We start from the raw sequence: 17394 nt of genomic DNA, 5'->3' as shown, positions 1-17394 counted from the left end.
GAACCGCGCGACAAGCCACGCCGAACGGGTCGGCCCGCGACGTACCATCGCCAGACACCACGGCCCTGTCGACCCCGGTCGACATGACGACGGCCGGCCCGCAGGGCCGGGCCGGCCGTCGTCTCGACAGAGTCCGTCAGGGGCTGGTGAGCACGATCTTGCCGAACTGGTCGCCCGCCGCCAGGCGTTCGAAGCCCTCGCGGGCGCGGTCCAGGGGCAGGACCTCGTCGATGACGGGGCGGACGCCGGTCGCGGCGCAGAAGGAGAGGAGATCCTCCAACTCGTCCTTGGTGCCCATGGTGGAGCCGACGACCTTGAGTTCGAGGAAGAAGATACGGGTCAGTTCGGCGTGGGAGGGGCGATCGCCGCTGGTGGCGCCCGAGATGACAAGGCTGCCGCCAGGACGCAGCGACTTCACCGAGTGGGACCACGTGGCGGCGCCGACGGTCTCGATGACCGCGTCGACGCGCTGCGGCAGCCGCGCCCCCGACTCCAGCGCCTCCACCGCGCCCAGCTCCAGGGCCCGCTTGCGCTTGGCCTCGTCGCGGCTGGTGGCGAACACCCGCAGCCCCGCCGCCTTGCCCAGCACGATCGCGGCGGTCGCGACACCGCCGCCGGCGCCCTGGACGAGGACGGAGTCACCGGGGCGTACGCCCGCGTTGGTGAAGAGCATGCGGTAGGCCGTCAGCCAGGCGGTGGGCAGGCAGGCGGCCTCTTCGAAGGAGAGTTCCGCGGGCTTGGGGAGCACGTTCCAGGTGGGGACGGAGACGAGTTCGGCGAAGGTGCCCTGGTAGCGCTCGGTGAGGATCGAGCGGGGTTCCTCGGGGCCGACCCCGTGGCCGGTCTGGCCGATCACCGAGTGCAGGACGACCTCGTTGCCGTCCTCGTCGACACCGGCGGCGTCACAGCCGAGGATCATGGGCAGCTTGTCCTCCGCGAGGCCGACGCCGCGCAGGGACCAGAGATCGTGGTGGTTCAGCGAGGCGGCCTTCACCTTGACGGTCGTCCAGCCGGGCCTGGGCTCCGGGGCCGGGCGGTCGCCCAACTCCAGTCCGTCGAGCGGTCGGTCACGGTCGATGCGGGCGGCATAGGCAGCGAACATGCGCCTGACCATAGGGCCATGCCGGGAGCGAAGGAACCGAAGAGCGCTGTGACACGCGTCCCGTCGCCTCGGGGCAGGTGAGGGCCGGCCACAGGGGCCGAAAAGCACGGGGCGCAGCCCCTGCTTTTCAGGGGCGCGGGGAACTGCGCGAGAAGCCCCACCGAACCCGCACCTGGGGTCGAAGGGGCGCAGCCCCTGGGGACGGTGGGGGCACCTCCCGCTCGAGCGAAGCCGAGAGTGGGGGAGGGTAGGGGCGGCGGGGGCGAAGAACCCCGCACCGCCCCTGAGATCAGCGCCGGGCCACACCCTCCGCCCGAGCCGCCGCCGCGACCGCCGCGGTGACCGCCGGGGCGACCCGATCGTCGAACGGCGAGGGGATGACGTAGTCGGCCGCGAGGTCGTCCCCGACGACCGACGCCAGCGCCTCGGCCGCCGCGATCTTCATGCCCTCGGTGATCCGGGAGGCCCGCACCTGCAGGGCGCCCGCGAAGATCCCCGGGAAGGCGAGGACGTTGTTGATCTGGTTCGGGTAGTCGGAGCGCCCGGTCGCGACGACGGCCGCGTACTTGTGGGCCACGTCCGGGTGCACCTCGGGGTTGGGGTTGGCCATGGCGAAGACGAACGCGTTCTCCGCCATCGAGGCCACCGCCTCCTCCGGGACCGTCCCGCCGGAGACGCCGATGAAGACGTCCGCACCCGCGAGGGCGTCCTCCAGGGAGCCCGAGAGGCCGGCGCGGTTGGTGAGCTCGGCGAGCTCGCGCTTGACCGGGGTGAGGTCCGCACGGTCCGCGGAGACGATGCCCTTGCGGTCGGCGACCGCGACGTCGCCGAGACCGGCCTCCAGCAGCATCTTGGCGATGGCCACACCGGCCGCGCCCGCACCCGAGATCACGGCCCGCAGATCGCCCAGGCCACGGCCGGTCAGCCGGGCGGCGTTCCGCAGGGCCGCCAGCGTCACGACGGCCGTACCGTGCTGGTCGTCGTGGAAGACGGGGATGTCGAGGCGCTCCTGGAGCCGCTTCTCGATCTCGAAGCAGCGGGGCGCGGAGATGTCCTCGAGGTTCACGCCGCCGAAGGAGGGTGCGAGGCGGACCACGGTCTCGATGATCTCGTCGACGTCCGTGCAGGCGAGCGCGATCGGCACCGCGTCGACGCCGCCGAACTGCTTGAACAGGATCGCCTTGCCCTCCATCACGGGGAGGGAGGCCTCGGGGCCGATGTCGCCGAGACCGAGGACCGCCGTACCGTCCGTCACGACGGCGACGACCGAGGACTTCCAGGTGTAGTCGTTGACCAGTTCCGGCCGCTCGGCGATGGCGGTGCACACCCGCGCGACGCCGGGCGTGTAGGCGAGGGACAGGTCGTCCTTGTCCCGGATCGGCACGGTGGCCTGCACGGCCATCTTGCCGCCGCGGTGCAGCGCGAAGGCGGGGTCGAAGGAGTCGAGGGAATTGAGGGGCTCCCCGCCGCCCTCCTGACCCGTACTGCCGTCGCCGCTGTCGGTGCGAGGATTGACAATCTCCGCTGCCACTTTTTGTACCCCTTAGGTCTTCATGGTTTGAGGGTGAACCGCTCCCGGTTCGGGGCGGGCGGGCACCGCGTAAGGCCCAGGTCACCGGTACGTACGGCGACGCCTGCGGGCTCAGACGCGACGGGCGCGCCGCACACGCGCCCTGGGCCCCGGATGAGGGGTGTAAGGAACCTTCTTACCGGACGGACGGCACCGGCGACGAGTCCATACGTCTTCATACCTCGAAGGTCACAACTCGAAGGTTATTTGAAGACGATCATGGTTGGTTCGACTCATCGACGGATGACGGGACAAGTCGGTTACATCACGACAAGTCCAGTACAGCCACGTGTGCGGAGTTCACAGCCGACCGCATCCTGAGATGCACCGAAGATCTTCCGGCCGGAAGGGAGAATCTCCGCACAGGATCCGGCGTGATCACCTGGTCCGCAGCGGTTCGTGGGTCATTCGGGGGTCGCCCGTTATCCGATTTTGACATGGCTGGTCACCTGAATGCGCATGACCGAATGGCAAGATGCCGTAATCACACGAGGTCGCCACACTCGAAGACGCGTGTTAATCGTCGACCTGTCGGCAACTCCACACCACCCCGCCGGAGGAACCCACCATGACCGCAAGCACCACCTGTCGTACGACCGGCCTGCGCTCCCGGACAGCCGCGGTCGGAGCGATCGCGGTCGCGGGCGCCCTGCTGCTCACCGGCTGCGGTGACCAGACCAAGAGCAAGGACAACGGTTCCGACTCCACGTCCACCAGCGCGGCCCCGCTGGCCGCCAAGCTCCCCGCGGCCCTCCGGGACAAGGGCGTGATCAACGTCGGTTCGGACATCGCGTACGCGCCGGTGGAGTACAAGGACGCATCCGGCAAGGTCGTCGGCATCGACATCGACATCGCCGCCGCGATGGGCAAGCAGCTCGGTGTGGACTTCAAGTTCCAGAACGCCACCTTCGACACCCTCATCGGTGGCCTGGCGGCCAACCGGTACGACATCGCGATGTCGGCCATGACCGACACCAAGGACCGCCAGGAGGGCATCGACGGCGACACCGGCAAGAAGGTCGGCGCCGGCGTCGACTTCGTCGACTACTTCACCGCGGGTGTCTCGCTGTACACCAACAAGGGCGACGACCAGGGCATAAAGACCTGGGACGACCTCTGCGGCAAGACGATCGCCGTGCAGCGCAACACGTTCTCGCACGATCTCGCCAAGGACCAGGCGAAGAAGTGCAAGGACGACAAGAAGAAGGCCCTCAAGATCGAGGACTTCGCCACCAACCCCGAGGCCGAGACCCGGATGCGCTCCAAGGGCGCGGACGTCGTCTCCGCCGACTACCCGGTGGCCGCGTACTCGGTGAAGACCTCGGGCGGCGGCGACTACTTCGAGATCGTCGGCGACCAGGTCGAGGCCGGCCCCTACGGCATCGCCGTCGCCAAGGACAACAACGAGCTGCGTGACGCGCTGCAGGCCGCCGTCCAGGCGATCATCGACAACGGCGAGTACGAGAAGATCATCAAGAAGTGGGGCGTCGAGGACGGCGCGATCACCGAGGCCAAGGTCAACGGCGGCTCCTGATTCTCGGCTCGGTTCTGAAAGGCAAAGGCTCCACCCGTGACTGTTGACGTCAGCAAGACGGACGGTCCCTCGGACACTCCCCCCGCCGGCCCGGAGGCCGTCAAGGCCGTTCCGGTCCGGCACCCGGGGCGCTATGTGTCCGCGGCCATCGCGCTCGCTCTGCTCGGCTCGATCATCTACGCGTTCGCGCAGGCGAAGAAGATCAACTGGGGCGTGATCCCCGAGTACTTCTTCGACGACCGCATCATCGAGGGTGTCCTGAACACCCTCCTGCTCACCGTGCTGTCCATGGTGATCGGCATCGTCGGCGGCATCCTGCTCGCCGTGATGCGGCTGTCCAGGAACCCGGTGACCTCGTCGATCGCGTGGTTCTACATCTGGTTCTTCCGTGGCACGCCGGTCCTGGTCCAGCTCTTCGTCTGGTTCAACCTGGGCCTGGTCTTCGAGTACATCAACCTCGGCCCGATCTACAAGGACTACTGGTCGTCCTTCATGACGCCGCTGCTGACGGCGCTGCTCGGCCTCGGTCTCAACGAGGCCGCGTACATGGCGGAGATCTGCCGCGCCGGTCTGCTGTCGGTCGACGAGGGCCAGACCGAGGCGTCGCACGCGCTCGGCATGAGCCACTCCAAGACGCTGCGCAGGATCGTCATCCCGCAGGCGATGCGCGTGATCGTGCCGCCCACGGGCAACGAGGTCATCAACATGCTGAAGACCACGTCGCTCGTCTCGACGGTGCAGTTCGTGGATCTGCTCAAGGCGGCCCAGGACATCGGCCAGGGCTCGGGCGCCATCGTGGAGATGCTGTTCCTCGCCGCCGCCTGGTACCTGGTCCTGACCAGCATCTTCAGCGTCGGGCAGTACTACCTGGAGAGGTACTACGCGAAGGGCTCCTCCCGGACCCTCCCGCCGACACCGATGCAGCGTTTCAAGACGGCCGTGCTGCCCGTGCGCCGCCCGAAGGGAGTCTCGGCATGACCGCCATGGTGAAGGCCGAGGGCATCCACAAGTCGTTCGGCCCCGTCGAGGTCCTCAAGGGCATCGACCTGGAGGTGCAGACCGGCGAGGTGTTCTGCCTCATCGGCCCGTCCGGCTCCGGCAAGAGCACGTTCCTCAGGTGCATCAACCATCTTGAGAAGATCAACGCCGGCCGGCTGTACGTCGACGGTGAGCTGGTCGGCTACCGCCAGAAGGGCGACAAGCTCTACGAGCTCAAGGACAGCGAGGTCGCGGTCAAGCGCCGTGACATCGGCATGGTCTTCCAGCGCTTCAACCTGTTCCCGCACATGACCGCCACCGAGAACGTCATGGAGGCGCCGGTCCAGGTCAAGGGCGTCAGCAGGGCCCAAGCCCGCGAGCGCGCCCGCGAGCTGCTGGAGCGCGTCGGTCTCGGCGACAAGGCGGGCAACTACCCGTCCCAGCTCTCCGGCGGCCAGCAGCAGCGCGTGGCCATCGCCCGGGCGCTGGCCATGGAGCCGAAGCTGATGCTCTTCGACGAGCCGACGTCGGCGCTCGACCCGGAGCTGGTCGGTGACGTCCTCGACGTCATGCGCGACCTGGCCGAGTCCGGCATGACGATGGTCGTCGTCACCCACGAGATGGGCTTCGCCCGCGAGGTCGGCGACAGCCTGGTCTTCATGGACGGGGGTGTGGTGGTCGAGTCCGGCAACCCCCGTGACGTGCTGACGAACCCTCAGGAGGAGCGGACCCAGTCGTTCCTGTCCAAGGTCCTCTGACCGGTACGCACAGGTGAGGGGCGGTACGGAATCCCGTACCGCCCCTCACTCGTGTACACGGGCGGGGCGGCCTACTTCACCGCCAGCACCAGCGAGTCGGAGGGCGAGCACCACACCGCGCGGGCCTCGGCGAAGCCCTTCTCGCGCAGGACGCGGGCATGCCAGTCGACGCTGTGGAAGTCGCCGTCGGCATGCTCTCCGTAGATCTCGAAACGGCGGGCCGTCGGCGCGGCGAGGACGGGGTCCTGGGCGGCGAGCTGCCACCATGCGGCCCAGTCGACGACGCCGTCCGCCTTGGCTTGTTCCATACCCGCGTGCCGGTGCGCGCGCTCCGCCGCGTTGATCCGGGGCGTGGACTCGTCGATCATGTGGTCCGCGTTCATGAAGACACCGCCGTCGCGGACGAGTTCCGCGACCTGACCGTAGAGGGCGGCGAGGGGTTCGCTGTGCAGCCAGTGCAGGGCCGTGGCCGTCAGGACGGCGTCGTACGAGTCGTACGGCAGCCGGGTCGTCCAGTCGGGGTCGGTGAGGTCGGCGGTGACGAAGGTGACCCGCCGGTCGCCCTCGAAGGTGCCTTCGGCGATGGCGAGGAGCGCGGGGTCGAGGTCCACGCCGGTGCTGACGGACTTCGGGAACCGCGCGAACAGCCGGGACGTGATGGAACCCGTACCGCAGGCGAGGTCGAGGACGCGGGGCTCGGGGCCGGCGAAGGCCTCGACCATGTCCAGCATCACCCGGAACCGCTCCTCACGGTCCGGCAGATACATCTCCTGCTGTCGGTCCCAGCTCTCCTGCCAGGCATGCCAGTCGGTCCCGGTCGTGGTGGTCATGTGAGGTCCCCTTCCTCGCGCTACCGCTTCATCCACCTACCGCGTAATACCCTGTAAGCACGAGCAGCTATTACCTGACCCGCCCCACGACAATAGAGCTCCCCCGTAAGGACTACAAGTGGAACTGGCCTATTACTCGGACTATGCCGTACGGCTCGTGAACAGCGAGGAGCCGGGTCGCGGCAAGGACTCCCTGACCACGGTCGACGCGGTGCGTGAGCTCTTCGGTGCCAATCAGGAGGCCGCCCGCCGTGCGGCGGACGCCGATCTGACCCGGTTCAGGGGCGTACGAGCCCGGCTGCGCTCGGTGTTCGAGGCGGCCGACGGCGGCGACGAGACGCTCGCGGTGAACCTCCTGAACTCCCTCCTGCTCGAGTTCCCGGTGAGCCCGCAGATCTCCGGCCACAACCACCGGGACGACGACGGCCGCCCGCTCTGGCACATGCACCTGGCGGACCATCCCTCGAACGCGACCGCGGGCTATGCCGCCATCGCCGCGATGGGCCTCGCCTTCCACCTCACCGAGTACGGCGTGGACCGGCTCGGCCTGTGCGAGGCGGCGCCGTGCCGCAACGCCTACCTCGACACCTCCACCAACCGCTCCCGGCGCTACTGCTCCGACCGCTGTGCGACCCGGGCCAACGTGGCGGCCTACCGGGCCCGCAAACGCCTGGAGGCCGACCGGTCGCAGAACACGGGGCGGGCCGCCGACAGCGCCCAGCCGGCGAGCGCGAACGGCGAGCGCTGACCGTCCGGCCGTGGCCGGTACCGGAACCGGACCTTGCCGAGCACGAGTTCGTCGGGCACGACCCCGTAGTCGGTGCTGTCCCCGCCCGCGTACGCGTTGTCCCCGAGCACCCACCAGCCGCCGTCGCGCCGCTCGGCGGCCCGCTTGACCACGAGCAGGTCCTGCTGGAAGGGATGCCGCAGCACCAGCACGTCACCGACCCCCAGGCGGGCCCCGTAGTGGACGAGCAGCCGGTCCCCGTGACGCAGCGTCGGAACCATGGACGGTCCCGTGACCTCGGCCACCCCGAAGGGCAGGAGGGCCCTCCCCCGCTCGCTCTCCTGCGACAGCTCCGGCATCCCCGGCACCTCCCCGGTTCGTTCCTCCACAGTCCCAGTCTGACCCCGGACTTTTGTCCTAAGCCCATGGGGGCACTCGCGAAAACCTCTCTCGCAGGGAGTAATGTCCCACCTGAGAAGACGATCACGAGGAAGGAATGCTCCATGCTTTCCCGCCTGTTTGCCCCCAAGGTCAAGGTCAGCGCCCACTGCGACCTGCCCTGTGGTGTGTACGACCCGGCCCAGGCCCGCATCGAGGCGGAGTCGGTGAAGGCCGTGCAGGACAAGATGGCCGCCAACGACGACCCTCACTTCCAGGCTCGCGCGACCGTCATCAAGGAGCAGCGCGCCGAGCTCGCCAAGCACCACGTTTCGGTGCTGTGGAGCGACTACTTCAAGCCTCCGCACTTCGAGAAGTACCCGGAGCTGCACCAGCTGGTCAACGACGCCCTCAAGGCCCTCTCGGCCGCCAAGGCGTCGACCGACCCGGCGACGGGCCAGAAGGCGCTCGACTACATCGCCCAGATCGACAAGATCTTCTGGGAGACCAAGAAGGCCTGATCTTCGATCATGCCGTTTGACCTGCGATTTCCTTGGTCGTCTGGTCATCCTGTCCGCACCCGGTCCGCAGGCTGCCGAACACGGCGTCCATGACGGTCCGGGTGCGGTCCTGTTCTCCGGACCTGCCGGACGCTCGCTCCCCGGCGATCGCCCCCCTTTCCTCCCCGTTGTGTCAGTGGTCGGTGCGATGCTGTCGGCATGAACCGGGACGATCTGGTGCGGCTGCGGCGGGCGCGGGACCGCATGGACCGCGAGTACGCCGAGCCGCTGGATGTGACGGCCCTCGCCCGCACCGCGCTGATGTCCCCCGGGCACTTCCAGCGCAGCTTCCGCGCGGCCTTCGGCGAGACCCCGTACGGCTATCTCATGACCCGCCGGACAGAGCGCGCCAAGGCGCTGCTGCGCCGCGGCGACCTCACGGTCACCGAGGTGTGCATGGCCGTGGGGTGTACGTCGCTGGGCTCCTTCAGCTCCCGCTTCACGGAGTTGGTGGGCGAGACGCCGAGCGCGTACCGCGCCCGCTCGCACGAGGAGAGCGCGGCGATCCCCGCGTGCGTGGCCAAGCGCCTGACCCGGCCGACCCGGCATCGCATACGCACGGCGGAACCGGGCGAAGCGTCCTAGCGTGAGGTCATGGCTACGAACGATCCGAACGATCCGAACGCGGCGAACAGGCTCCCGGCTCCGGATGTGAGGCTCGCCCAGTGCTTCCTCGCCGTCGACGACCACGACAAGGCGCTCGCCTTCTACCGCGACGTGCTGGGCATGGAGGTCCGCGGTGACGTGGGCTGGGAGGGCATGCGCTGGGTCACCGTGGGCTCCCGTCTCCAACCGGACGTCGAGATCGTCCTGGAGCCGCCCGCCGCCGACCCCGACATCTCCCCCGCCGACCGCGAGACCATCGCCACGCTCCTCGCCAAGGGCGTCCTCCGCGGCGTCAACTTCACCACCACCGACTGCGACGCCCTCTACGCCCGCGTCGAGGCCTCCGGCGCCGACGTCCTCCAGGAGCCCATGGACCAGCCCTACGGCGTCCGCGACTGCGCCTTCCGCGACCCGGCGGGCAACATGCTGCGCTTCATGCAGCGCCGGACGTAGGCCGACGCGGGCCGACGGGCCGGCGGACCGGCGGACCGGCGGAAACCTCGTTGCGCGGGGCGGGGCGGCGGGAGACCGTACGAGTCGTTCAGCCGTGAGGGCCGGACCGTACGAGAGGGAGCGGCGCTGTGGGTGGAGTGGGCGGGAACGGCAGCGGGGACGGCGGGTGGGGCGGGATCGCGGCGGGCGGGGCGGTTCGGTGGACGTATGTCTTCGTCGACCGACCGGTGGCCGGGTTCGAGCGGGCGTGTGCCTTCTGGACGGCGGTCACGGCGACCGAGCTGTCCGAACCGCGGGGCGAGCAGGGTGAGTTCGTGACCCTGCTGCCCGAGACGGGCGACGCGTGCGTGAAGGCGCAGGGTGTCGTGTCCGGCGACGGCGGCGCGCATCCGGACCTCGCCGTCGAGGACGTCCCCGCGTTCGTCGACCGGGCGGTCCGGCTCGGCGCCGGGGTGGTCGCACCGCACGACGGCTGGGCGGTGCTGCGCTCGCCCGCCGGGCAGCTCTTCTGCGCGGTGCCGTGGCACGGGGAGTCCGTGCGGCCGCCGGTGGTCGAGGGAAGCCGGCTGGACCAGGTGTGCCTGGACGTGGCGCCGGACCGGTTCGAAGGCGAGGTCGCGTTCTGGGCGGCCCTGTCGGGCTGGGAATCCCACCCGGGCTCGCTCCCGGAGTTCCACGTACTGCGCCCACCGGCCGGCCTCCCCCTCCGCATCCTCCTCCACCGCCTCGACACCGCCCGCCCCGCCTCCGCTCACCTCGACCTCGCCTGCGCCGACATCGACACCACCCGCGCCCACCACGAAGCCCTCGGCGCCACCTTCGTCGCCCGCCACCCCCACTGGACCGTGATGCGCGACCCGGCAGGCGGCACGTACTGCCTCACGGGCCGGTCCCCGGAGACGGGCGGGCTGCCACCGAAGGCGGGGTGACGCAGCGCCCCCGGCGGGCGGGGTCCGGCGAAAACGGGACGGACGCGGGCAGGGCAAGGGAGGGGGCGGGGGCGAAGGGGCGCAGCCCCTGGGGACGGGAACGGGCAAGGGCGGCGTGGGCGAGAGCGGCGGGCCAGGCCCCCTACCCCGGCAACCGGCCCGCCCGCGCCAGCAAGTACCTCTGCTCAGGCAGACTCAGCGTCCGACGCGCAGCCGACTCGTACGCGGCCCGCGCATCCGCCCACTCCCCCGCCCGCTCCAACAGATGCCCCCGCACCGCCTCCACCCGATGCCCGATCCCCGCCGGCTCCTCCCCCAGCGTCTCCAACTCGGCGAGCCCGGCCCGCGCCCCCCGCACCATGGCCACCGCGACCACCCGGTTCAGCCGCTCGACCGGCCCGGGAACCAGCTCCACGAGCACGTCGTACAGCCCGAGGATCTCCCGCCAGTCCGTGGCGTCGTACGAGTCCGCCTCGTCATGAACCGCGGCGACGGCCGCCCGCACCTGGTACGGCCCCACCCGCCCCGTCCCCCTCGACCCCGCCAACGCCCGGGTCACCAGCTCGACCCCCTCCGCGACGGCCGCCCTGTCCCATCGACCGCGATCCTGTTCGTCGAGCGGCACCAACTCACCCCGCGCATCCTGCCGAGCAGCCCGCCGCGCATCGGTGAGCAGCATCAGCGCCAACAGTCCGGCCACCTCGGGATCCCCGGGCAGCAGCCGATGCACCGTCCTCGTCAACCGGATCGCCTCGACCGCCAGGTCGGCCCGCTGCAGAGTCGCCCCGGACGTGGCCGTGTATCCCTCGTTGAACACGAGATAGAGGATCTGCAGCACAGCGGGCAGCCGCGACTCCCAGTCGTCGGGCCGCCCGAACCGCACCCCCCGCACCTTCTGCTTGGCCCTGCTGATCCGCTGTGCCATCGTCGCCTCGGGCACCAGACAGGCCCGCGCGATCTCGGCCGTGGTCAGCCCGCCGACCGCCCGCAACGTCAGCGCGATCTGCGCGGGCACCGACAGTTCGGGGTGACAGCACAGGAAGAGCAGGGTCAGCGTGTCGTCCTCGTTCGGCGCCCGGTCCGCCCCCGGCTCCGGCGCCACGAACGCGTCGCGCGGCGTCAACGCGGCCGCCTTCTCCTCCCGCAGCCGCCGCGCCTCCTCACCGCGCAACGCGTCCGTCAGCCGCCGCGAGGCCACCTTGATCAGCCACCCTCGCGGATTGTCCGGCACTCCGTTCGCCGGCCACTGCCCGGCCGCCGCGAGCAACGCCTCCTGTACGGCGTCCTCGGCGGCGTAGAAGTGCCCGTACCGCCGCACCAGCGCGCCGAGGACCTGCGGCGCGCACCGGCGCAGCAGGCCCTCGACCTCGTTCATCCCGACCTGCCGAACCTCTCGCTGTCCGACCGTCTTCCGTCGGCTCAGATGTCCCCCGCTCCCTCCAGCACCGGCCGGATGACCACCGGGTACTCCGTGAGCCCCTCGGGGCCGGGGCACCGGGCGACGCGGGCCGCGATCTCCGTGACCCGGTCCAGGCTCGCGCAGTCCAGGAGCCAGTAGCCGGCGAGCAGTTCCTTGGTCTCCGGGTACGGCCCGTCCGTGACCACCGGCTTGCCGTCGGCGCCGGCCGTGACGAACCGGGTCCGGGCCGGTTCGGCCAGCCCCTGCCCGTCGATCATCTCCCCGGTTTCGGCGAGGTCGTCGTTGATCGCTCCCATGTGGGCGTACATGGCCTGCAGCTGCTCCGGCGTCCAGGCCGGGGCGTGCTCGGAGGCCTTGCCGCGCATGCCCTCGTAGTCCGCCTGGGTGCCCAGCACCATCATCAGGTACTTCATGAGTCCGCTCCTTCGTCGTCCTCGGTTCGAACCACCCACGGCGGGCGGCTCTCACAGGAGACGTCGGAGCCGTCCCACACTTCTCGACACACTCGCGCGACGTTTCCCCGTTCCCCCGGGTTTTCCGGAGCCGACGAACCCCACTTCTCGGGCCGCGGACCGAGGCCCCCGGCCGAGCCCCTCGTCAGGTCTTCTCTTCGGTCCTCGCCTCAGCCGCCTCAGCGGTCTCAGCGGTCTCGGGCCTCACCTCGACCTGTGCGCCGGCGTCCCCCACGTGCGCGTCATGACCACCGTGCGTCCCATGATCTCCCGGCGCGCCATGGCTGGCGCTCGTCCGCCGGGCCACGGCCCGGGGCTTCTCCGCGGCTGCCTCCTCGGCCTCGACGGCCGCGTCGACGTACGCCGCACACTCGTGATTCCTGCACGGACCCGGACGCCACACGGGTACCCACGCTCCCAGCGTCTTGTGCCGCCGTACGACCGTGGCCACAGGCTGTCCGCAGACCGGGCAGACTTGCTCGTCGATGCCCATGTCCTCAGGGTATGACCGACGGGGCCGGGGCGCTCCCCGTCGTACGCGGACGATCGGCGACCGGCCTCGGGTGCGCTGCGGACCGGCCGCTCGGCGACGCCCGTCAGCGCTTCCTGCTGTACGTCCGCACCACCACTCCGTTGTCGAAGCCGCGCACCTCGTCGAGCGTGAACTCGGTGAGGGCGAACCCGGAGCCGAACATCGGCATGCCGGTGCCCTGCACGACCGGGTAGGTCTTGATGATCAGCTCGTCGATCTCGTCGATCAGCGCGCCCGCGACCGCCGAGCCGCCGCACAGGTAGATGCCGAGTTCGCCGTCCTCCGCCTTGAGCTCTCGTATCCTGCCGACCAGGTCGTCCGAGATGATCTCGACGTTCGGGTCGGGTGACTCCTTCAGCGTGCGCGAGGCGACGTACTCGCGCAGATGGGCGAACGGGCTGGTGATGCCCTCCTTCAACGCCACGTCGTAACTGGCGCGGCCCTGGACGACCGTGTCGTAGTTCTTGTTCGCCAGGCCGTCGGTGCCGATGAGCCGACGCACATGGCTCGGGTTGATGTCCGGGTGCTCCGTATTGAGGTAGGCGGCGAAGTCCCCCACCACGTAGGGATACATGTACGACGCGTCGCCGTCCTGGTCCCCGATGAAGCCGTCGATCGAACAGGCGACGAAGTACGTCAGCTTGCGCAAACCGGTCTCTTTCCCTCGTCCGACAGTGAGTCGCGTCCCTGCCACTCACTCAACCACGTCAGTTATAGTACTTCACCTGTAGTGGTTGCAAGGTGTTTGGATACTGCTTCACGTAGGGAGGAGCCCGGATGGTCAGGAACCCGGAGCGCAGGGCCGCTCTGCTGGACGCGGCGGTGGGGGTGCTGGCGCGGGAGGGCGCGCGCGGGCTGACGTTCCGGGCGGTGGACGCCGAGGCCGGAGTGCCGGTGGGGACCGCGTCGAACTACTTCGCCGACCGCGACGCCCTTCTCCACCAGATCGACGCCCGGCTGAAGGAACGTCTGACCCCCGACCCGGCCGTGATCGAAGAGCTGCTCGCATCGCCCAAGGACCGGACCCTGGTCATGGCCTTCATGCGCGACCTGCTGGCCCGCGTGACGGGGGACCGCACCGGCTATCTCGCCCACCTCGAGCTGCGCCTCGAAGCCACCCGCCGCCCGGCCCTGCACGCCTCGTACACCGAGTCGGTGCGCGGGGAGCTGGAGTTCGGCATGCGGTTCCACCGCGAGGCGGGACTCCCCGGCGGCGACGAGACCGTCGTGGTCCTCTACCTGGCCATGCAGGGCCTCCTGCTCGAACACCTCACCCTGCCGGACGTCCTCGACGACGCCCTCCCCGGTGTCACCGCCCCCGAGGGCCTGATGGAACGCGTCGTGCGGACGATCGTCCCCGAGCACTAGTACCGCGGCACCGGCCACCGCTCGGGCTCCACGACGCGACGGGCCCCGCACACCGTGGGGATGTGCGGGACCCGCCCTGACCGGAGGCGTCGGCACCGTGCGGGGTCAGGTCCCCACGGTGCCGGCGCGTCCGGGGCTTCACCGGAATCACGCGGCCTCCGCCACCGCGTCAGCTGCTGCGGCGCGTCACGAACTCGGCGAGCGCGAGAAGCCCACCGGCCGACGCCGGTTCCGGGACCGCACGGGACAGTTCGTGCATGGCCCGCGCCATACGGTCGGCCGCCTGGCTCTGCGCCCAGTCGCGACCGCCGGCCCGCTCCACGACGAGCGCCGTGCGCTCCAGGTCGCCCTCCTCGTACGGCAGTCCGTACAGCTCGGCGAGTTCGACGGCCTCCGGAGTGCCGGACGCGAGAGCGGCGACCACCGGGAGGGACTTCTTGCGGACCATGAGATCCGCCCCGGCCGGCTTGCCGGTGCGACTCGGGTCGCCCCAGATGCCGATCACGTCGTCGATGAGCTGGAAGGCGAGTCCGGCCTCCCGCCCGAAGGCGTCGAGGGCCTCGACGTCCTTGTCATCGGCGCCCGCGTACAACGCGCCCAGCGCACAGGCGCAGCCGAGCAGCGCGCCCGTCTTGGCCTCGGCCATGGCGAGCACCTCGTCGAGGGTCACGTCCTCGGGCCGGCGTCCCTCCATCTCGGTGTCCGTGTGCTGGCCCGCGCACAGTTCGACGACGCAGGACGCGAGCCGCGCGGAGGCCGCGGCCGACGCCGGATGCGGGTCCTCGGCGAGCAGTCGCTGGGCCAGGGCCTGCAGCGCGTCCCCGGCGAGGATCGCGTCGGGGATCCCGAACACGGTCCACGCGGTGGCCCGGTGCCTGCGGGTGGCGTCCCGGTCCATCACGTCGTCGTGCAGCAACGTGAAGTTGTGCACCAGCTCCACCGCGGCGGCGGCCCGTACGGCGACGGACTCGCGCCCGCCGAGCGCGGCGACGGCGGCGAGGACCAGCGCGGGACGTATCGCCTTGCCCGCCTTCCCCGCGACCGGGGTACCGTCCGCGTCCTCCCAGCCGAAGTGGTAGCGCGCGACCCGGCGCATCGAACCGGGCAACGACCCGACGGCCCGGCGTAGTTCGGGGTCGACGGACACCCGAGCCTGCTCCAGGATCCCCGCCGCCTCCTGCCCGTCGAACGCACTCGCCCCGCCCGGCCGGCCGACCGGCCCCCGGTCGGCGGCGGAGGGCACGGCCCGCGCCGGCTCTCCTGCTCCCTCGGGATCCAGACCTCCCTTCCGATCCCGATCCCCGCCCCCCTTCGGGTCCAGAGCCGCCCTCCGGTCCAGGGCTCCCGCCGGATCCAGGAACTCATCCGGCTCCGGAGCCCCCACCCCGTACACGACGTCCGAAGACTCCACGGGCCTCGCGGCTTCCCCCTCCCCCGGCGGCTCCCCCGCCTCGATCGGAGCCGGGGCAGCCGCCACGGGCCTCCGCCGCTTCGGGATCTCGCCGCTCGGTGCGCCACCGCTGTCCAGGGTCTCGGCGGGTCCCTGCTTCGTCTCCGTCATGAACTCACCCATGGGATCGCCTCGGAGAGTCCGCGGACGGTGGCGGTTCCGCTGTCGCCGGGCGCGTGGTGCCGGGGTGTCCCCGCCCTGACGGGCGGGGACACGGCGTCCGGTCGGACAAGGTCACCGCCAGCGGCCGATCTCGACGTTCTCCAGAACGCCGAGCGCGTCGGGAACCAGGACCGCGGCCGAGTAGTAGGCCGTCACGAGGTACTTGATGATCGCCTGTTCGTTGATGCCCATGAAGCGCACGGACAGGCTGGGCTCGATCTCGTCCGGGATGCTCGCGGCCCGCAGGCCGATGACGCCCTGGTCGTCCTCGCCGGTACGCATGGCGATGATCGAGGTGGTCCTGGCCTCGGTCACCGGGATCTTGTTGCACGGGTAGATCGGTACGCCGCGCCAGGTGGGGATGCGGTTCCCCGCGATGTCGATGGTCTCCGGGACCAGTCCGCGCTTGTTCAGTTCGCGGCCGAACGCCGAGATCGCGCGCGGGTGGGCGAGCAGCAGCTTGGTTCCCCGGCGGCGGCTGAGCAACTCGTCCAGGTCGTCCGGGCCGGGCACACCGTCGTGCGGCTGGAGCCGCTGGTCGTACTCGCAGTTGTGGAGGAGGCCGAACTCCCGGTTGTTGACGAGCTCGTGCTCCTGCCGCTCCTTCAACGCCTCGACCGTGAGCCTGATCTGCTGCTCGGTCTGGTTCATCGGCTGGTTGTACAGGTCGGCCACGCGCGTGTGGATGCGCAGGACGGTCTGGGCGACGCTGAGTTCGTACTCGCGCGGCACGGCCTCGTAGTCGACGAAGGTGTGCGGGATGTCCGGCTCACCGCTGTGGCCGGCGGCGAGGTCGATCTCCTTCTCGCCGTACTTGTTGGTGCGCTGCGACGGGATCGCGCGCTGCTCCTGAAGGTGCTCGCTCAGGCTCTCGGCGCGCTCCGCGAGCTGCTCGACGGCCCGACGCGGCAGGACGAGCACCGTGCACGCGGTGACCGCGCGGGCCGTGTACTCCCAGATCGCCTCGGGGTCGAGCAGCGCCTGGTCGCCGAAGTAGGACCCGTCGGCCAGCACGCCGAGGACCGCGTCGTCGCCGTAGGGCCCGGTGCCGATCTTCTCGACCTTGCCGTGGGCGAGGAGGAACACCTCCTCCGCCTGGCTGCCGAATTCGGCCAGCACATCACCGGGCGCGAACTCCCGCTGCTCGCACCGCTGGGCCAGCTCGCCCAGCACGTCGATGTCCTCGTAGGTCCGCAGGGCCGGCAGTTCGCCGAGCTCCGCGGGGATGACGGCGACCTGGTCGCCGGTCTTCACGAAGGTGACGCGGCCGTCGCCGACCGCGTAGGTGAGCCGCCTGTTCACCCGGTACGTGCCACCCTGCACGTTCACCCACGGCAGGGTGCGCAGCAGCCAGCGCGAGCTGATCTCCTGCATCTGGGGTGTGGACTTCGTGGTGGTGGCCAGGTTCCGGGCAGCGGCCGTGCCGAGACTCTGCTGCGGCTGGTCCTGTTGCGAGCGAACCTCTTCGCCTACCGACATACGGATTCCCCTCCGGGTGTGCACTGATATCGCGGTCACCGATCTCGCGATCAAGCCTCCCATCACGGAGCGTGTCGGTGCTATTACCCGAAAGAGCGGGAATGGA

19 protein-coding genes are annotated in these 17394 nt (G+C 70.3%); 9 read left to right on the top strand and 10 right to left on the bottom strand.

The window, feature by feature from the left end; all coding sequences use genetic code 11:
- Positions 1-136: 136 nt before the first annotated feature.
- Positions 137-1102, bottom strand: a complete 966-nt coding sequence (locus OG272_RS33110; RefSeq protein WP_327727854.1) for a zinc-binding dehydrogenase — start codon at positions 1100-1102, stop codon at positions 137-139.
- A gap of 289 nt (positions 1103-1391) precedes the next feature.
- A complete protein-coding gene (locus OG272_RS33105) occupies positions 1392-2633 on the bottom strand; it encodes an NADP-dependent malic enzyme (RefSeq protein WP_326577626.1) in 1242 nt (413 codons plus the stop codon).
- Positions 2634-3240: 607 nt separating this feature from the next.
- Between OG272_RS33105 and OG272_RS33100 the strand changes: the two genes are divergently transcribed.
- The 3 genes from OG272_RS33100 to OG272_RS33090 are packed head-to-tail and all read left to right on the top strand — an operon-like array spanning position 3241 to position 5942.
- Positions 3241-4206 carry an ABC transporter substrate-binding protein gene (locus OG272_RS33100; protein WP_326577627.1) on the top strand — a complete coding sequence of 322 codons (966 nt, stop codon included), beginning with the start codon at positions 3241-3243 and terminating at the stop codon, positions 4204-4206.
- Between the two features lie 36 nt (positions 4207-4242).
- Positions 4243-5184 carry an amino acid ABC transporter permease gene (locus OG272_RS33095; RefSeq protein WP_326577628.1) on the top strand — a complete coding sequence of 314 codons (942 nt, stop codon included), beginning with the start codon at positions 4243-4245 and terminating at the stop codon, positions 5182-5184.
- Entirely contained in the window at positions 5181-5942 is a 762-nt protein-coding gene (locus OG272_RS33090; protein WP_326577629.1) for an amino acid ABC transporter ATP-binding protein, read from the top strand. Before OG272_RS33095 ends, OG272_RS33090 begins: the two co-directional genes overlap by 4 nt.
- A 71-nt stretch (positions 5943-6013) precedes the next feature.
- Here OG272_RS33090 and OG272_RS33085 read toward each other — a convergent pair whose 3' ends face one another.
- The gene (locus tag OG272_RS33085) at positions 6014-6772 is read right to left on the bottom strand and encodes a class I SAM-dependent methyltransferase (protein WP_326577630.1); all 759 of its coding nucleotides are present in this window, start codon (positions 6770-6772) and stop codon (positions 6014-6016) included.
- 118 nt (positions 6773-6890) lie between these two features.
- Between OG272_RS33085 and OG272_RS33080 the strand changes: the two genes are divergently transcribed.
- Positions 6891-7520 carry a CGNR zinc finger domain-containing protein gene (locus OG272_RS33080; RefSeq protein ID WP_326577631.1) on the top strand — a complete coding sequence of 210 codons (630 nt, stop codon included), beginning with the start codon at positions 6891-6893 and terminating at the stop codon, positions 7518-7520.
- Here OG272_RS33080 and sodX read toward each other — a convergent pair.
- Entirely contained in the window at positions 7424-7858 is a 435-nt protein-coding gene (gene sodX / locus OG272_RS33075) for a nickel-type superoxide dismutase maturation protease (RefSeq protein WP_327732119.1), read from the bottom strand. The two genes, OG272_RS33080 and sodX, sit on opposite strands and share 97 nt — an antisense overlap.
- Before the next feature lie 144 nt (positions 7859-8002).
- Between sodX and sodN the strand changes: the two genes are divergently transcribed.
- The 4 genes from sodN (at position 8003) to OG272_RS33055 (ending at position 10425) form a co-directional block, all read left to right on the top strand.
- Positions 8003-8398, top strand: a complete 396-nt coding sequence (sodN, locus tag OG272_RS33070; protein WP_005480378.1) for a superoxide dismutase, Ni — start codon at positions 8003-8005, stop codon at positions 8396-8398.
- Between the two features lie 198 nt (positions 8399-8596).
- The gene (locus tag OG272_RS33065; RefSeq protein ID WP_326577632.1) at positions 8597-9022 is read left to right on the top strand and encodes a helix-turn-helix transcriptional regulator; all 426 of its coding nucleotides are present in this window, start codon (positions 8597-8599) and stop codon (positions 9020-9022) included.
- A 9-nt stretch (positions 9023-9031) separates the two neighbouring features.
- Positions 9032-9496, top strand: coding sequence for a VOC family protein (locus tag OG272_RS33060; RefSeq protein WP_327727855.1), 465 nt, complete (start codon positions 9032-9034; stop codon positions 9494-9496).
- 137 nt (positions 9497-9633) lie between these two features.
- Positions 9634-10425, top strand: a complete 792-nt coding sequence (locus tag OG272_RS33055) for a VOC family protein (RefSeq protein ID WP_327732120.1) — start codon at positions 9634-9636, stop codon at positions 10423-10425.
- A gap of 142 nt (positions 10426-10567) precedes the next feature.
- Here the strand turns inward: OG272_RS33055 and OG272_RS33050 are convergent, their stop codons facing one another.
- From OG272_RS33050 to OG272_RS33035, 4 genes are all read right to left on the bottom strand, one after another.
- Positions 10568-11800, bottom strand: coding sequence for a sigma-70 family RNA polymerase sigma factor (locus OG272_RS33050; RefSeq protein ID WP_328506142.1), 1233 nt, complete (start codon positions 11798-11800; stop codon positions 10568-10570).
- Between the two features lie 44 nt (positions 11801-11844).
- Positions 11845-12258 carry a YciI family protein gene (locus tag OG272_RS33045; RefSeq protein ID WP_326577635.1) on the bottom strand — a complete coding sequence of 138 codons (414 nt, stop codon included), beginning with the start codon at positions 12256-12258 and terminating at the stop codon, positions 11845-11847.
- Between the two features lie 184 nt (positions 12259-12442).
- Positions 12443-12790 carry a hypothetical protein gene (locus OG272_RS33040; RefSeq protein WP_326585987.1) on the bottom strand — a complete coding sequence of 116 codons (348 nt, stop codon included), beginning with the start codon at positions 12788-12790 and terminating at the stop codon, positions 12443-12445.
- 103 nt (positions 12791-12893) lie between these two features.
- The gene (locus tag OG272_RS33035; protein ID WP_405895384.1) at positions 12894-13478 is read right to left on the bottom strand and encodes a dihydrofolate reductase family protein; all 585 of its coding nucleotides are present in this window, start codon (positions 13476-13478) and stop codon (positions 12894-12896) included.
- A 128-nt stretch (positions 13479-13606) separates the two neighbouring features.
- Between OG272_RS33035 and OG272_RS33030 the strand changes: the two genes are divergently transcribed.
- Positions 13607-14197 carry a TetR/AcrR family transcriptional regulator gene (locus OG272_RS33030; RefSeq protein WP_405895383.1) on the top strand — a complete coding sequence of 197 codons (591 nt, stop codon included), beginning with the start codon at positions 13607-13609 and terminating at the stop codon, positions 14195-14197.
- Between the two features lie 169 nt (positions 14198-14366).
- Here the strand turns inward: OG272_RS33030 and OG272_RS33025 are convergent, their stop codons facing one another.
- Both OG272_RS33025 and OG272_RS33020 read right to left on the bottom strand, forming a co-directional pair.
- The gene (locus tag OG272_RS33025) at positions 14367-15758 is read right to left on the bottom strand and encodes a family 2 encapsulin nanocompartment cargo protein polyprenyl transferase (RefSeq protein WP_405895382.1); all 1392 of its coding nucleotides are present in this window, start codon (positions 15756-15758) and stop codon (positions 14367-14369) included.
- 123 nt (positions 15759-15881) lie between these two features.
- The gene (locus OG272_RS33020; protein WP_326577639.1) at positions 15882-17288 is read right to left on the bottom strand and encodes a family 2B encapsulin nanocompartment shell protein; all 1407 of its coding nucleotides are present in this window, start codon (positions 17286-17288) and stop codon (positions 15882-15884) included.
- Between the last annotated feature and the right edge of the window lie 106 nt (positions 17289-17394).

It is taken from the genome of Streptomyces sp. NBC_00104 (genome assembly GCF_045160825.1).
GTDB lineage: Bacteria > Actinomycetota > Actinomycetes > Streptomycetales > Streptomycetaceae > Streptomyces.
The sequence above is the reverse complement of the archived record's forward strand: the minus strand, read 5'-3'. Positions and strand labels throughout refer to the sequence as shown.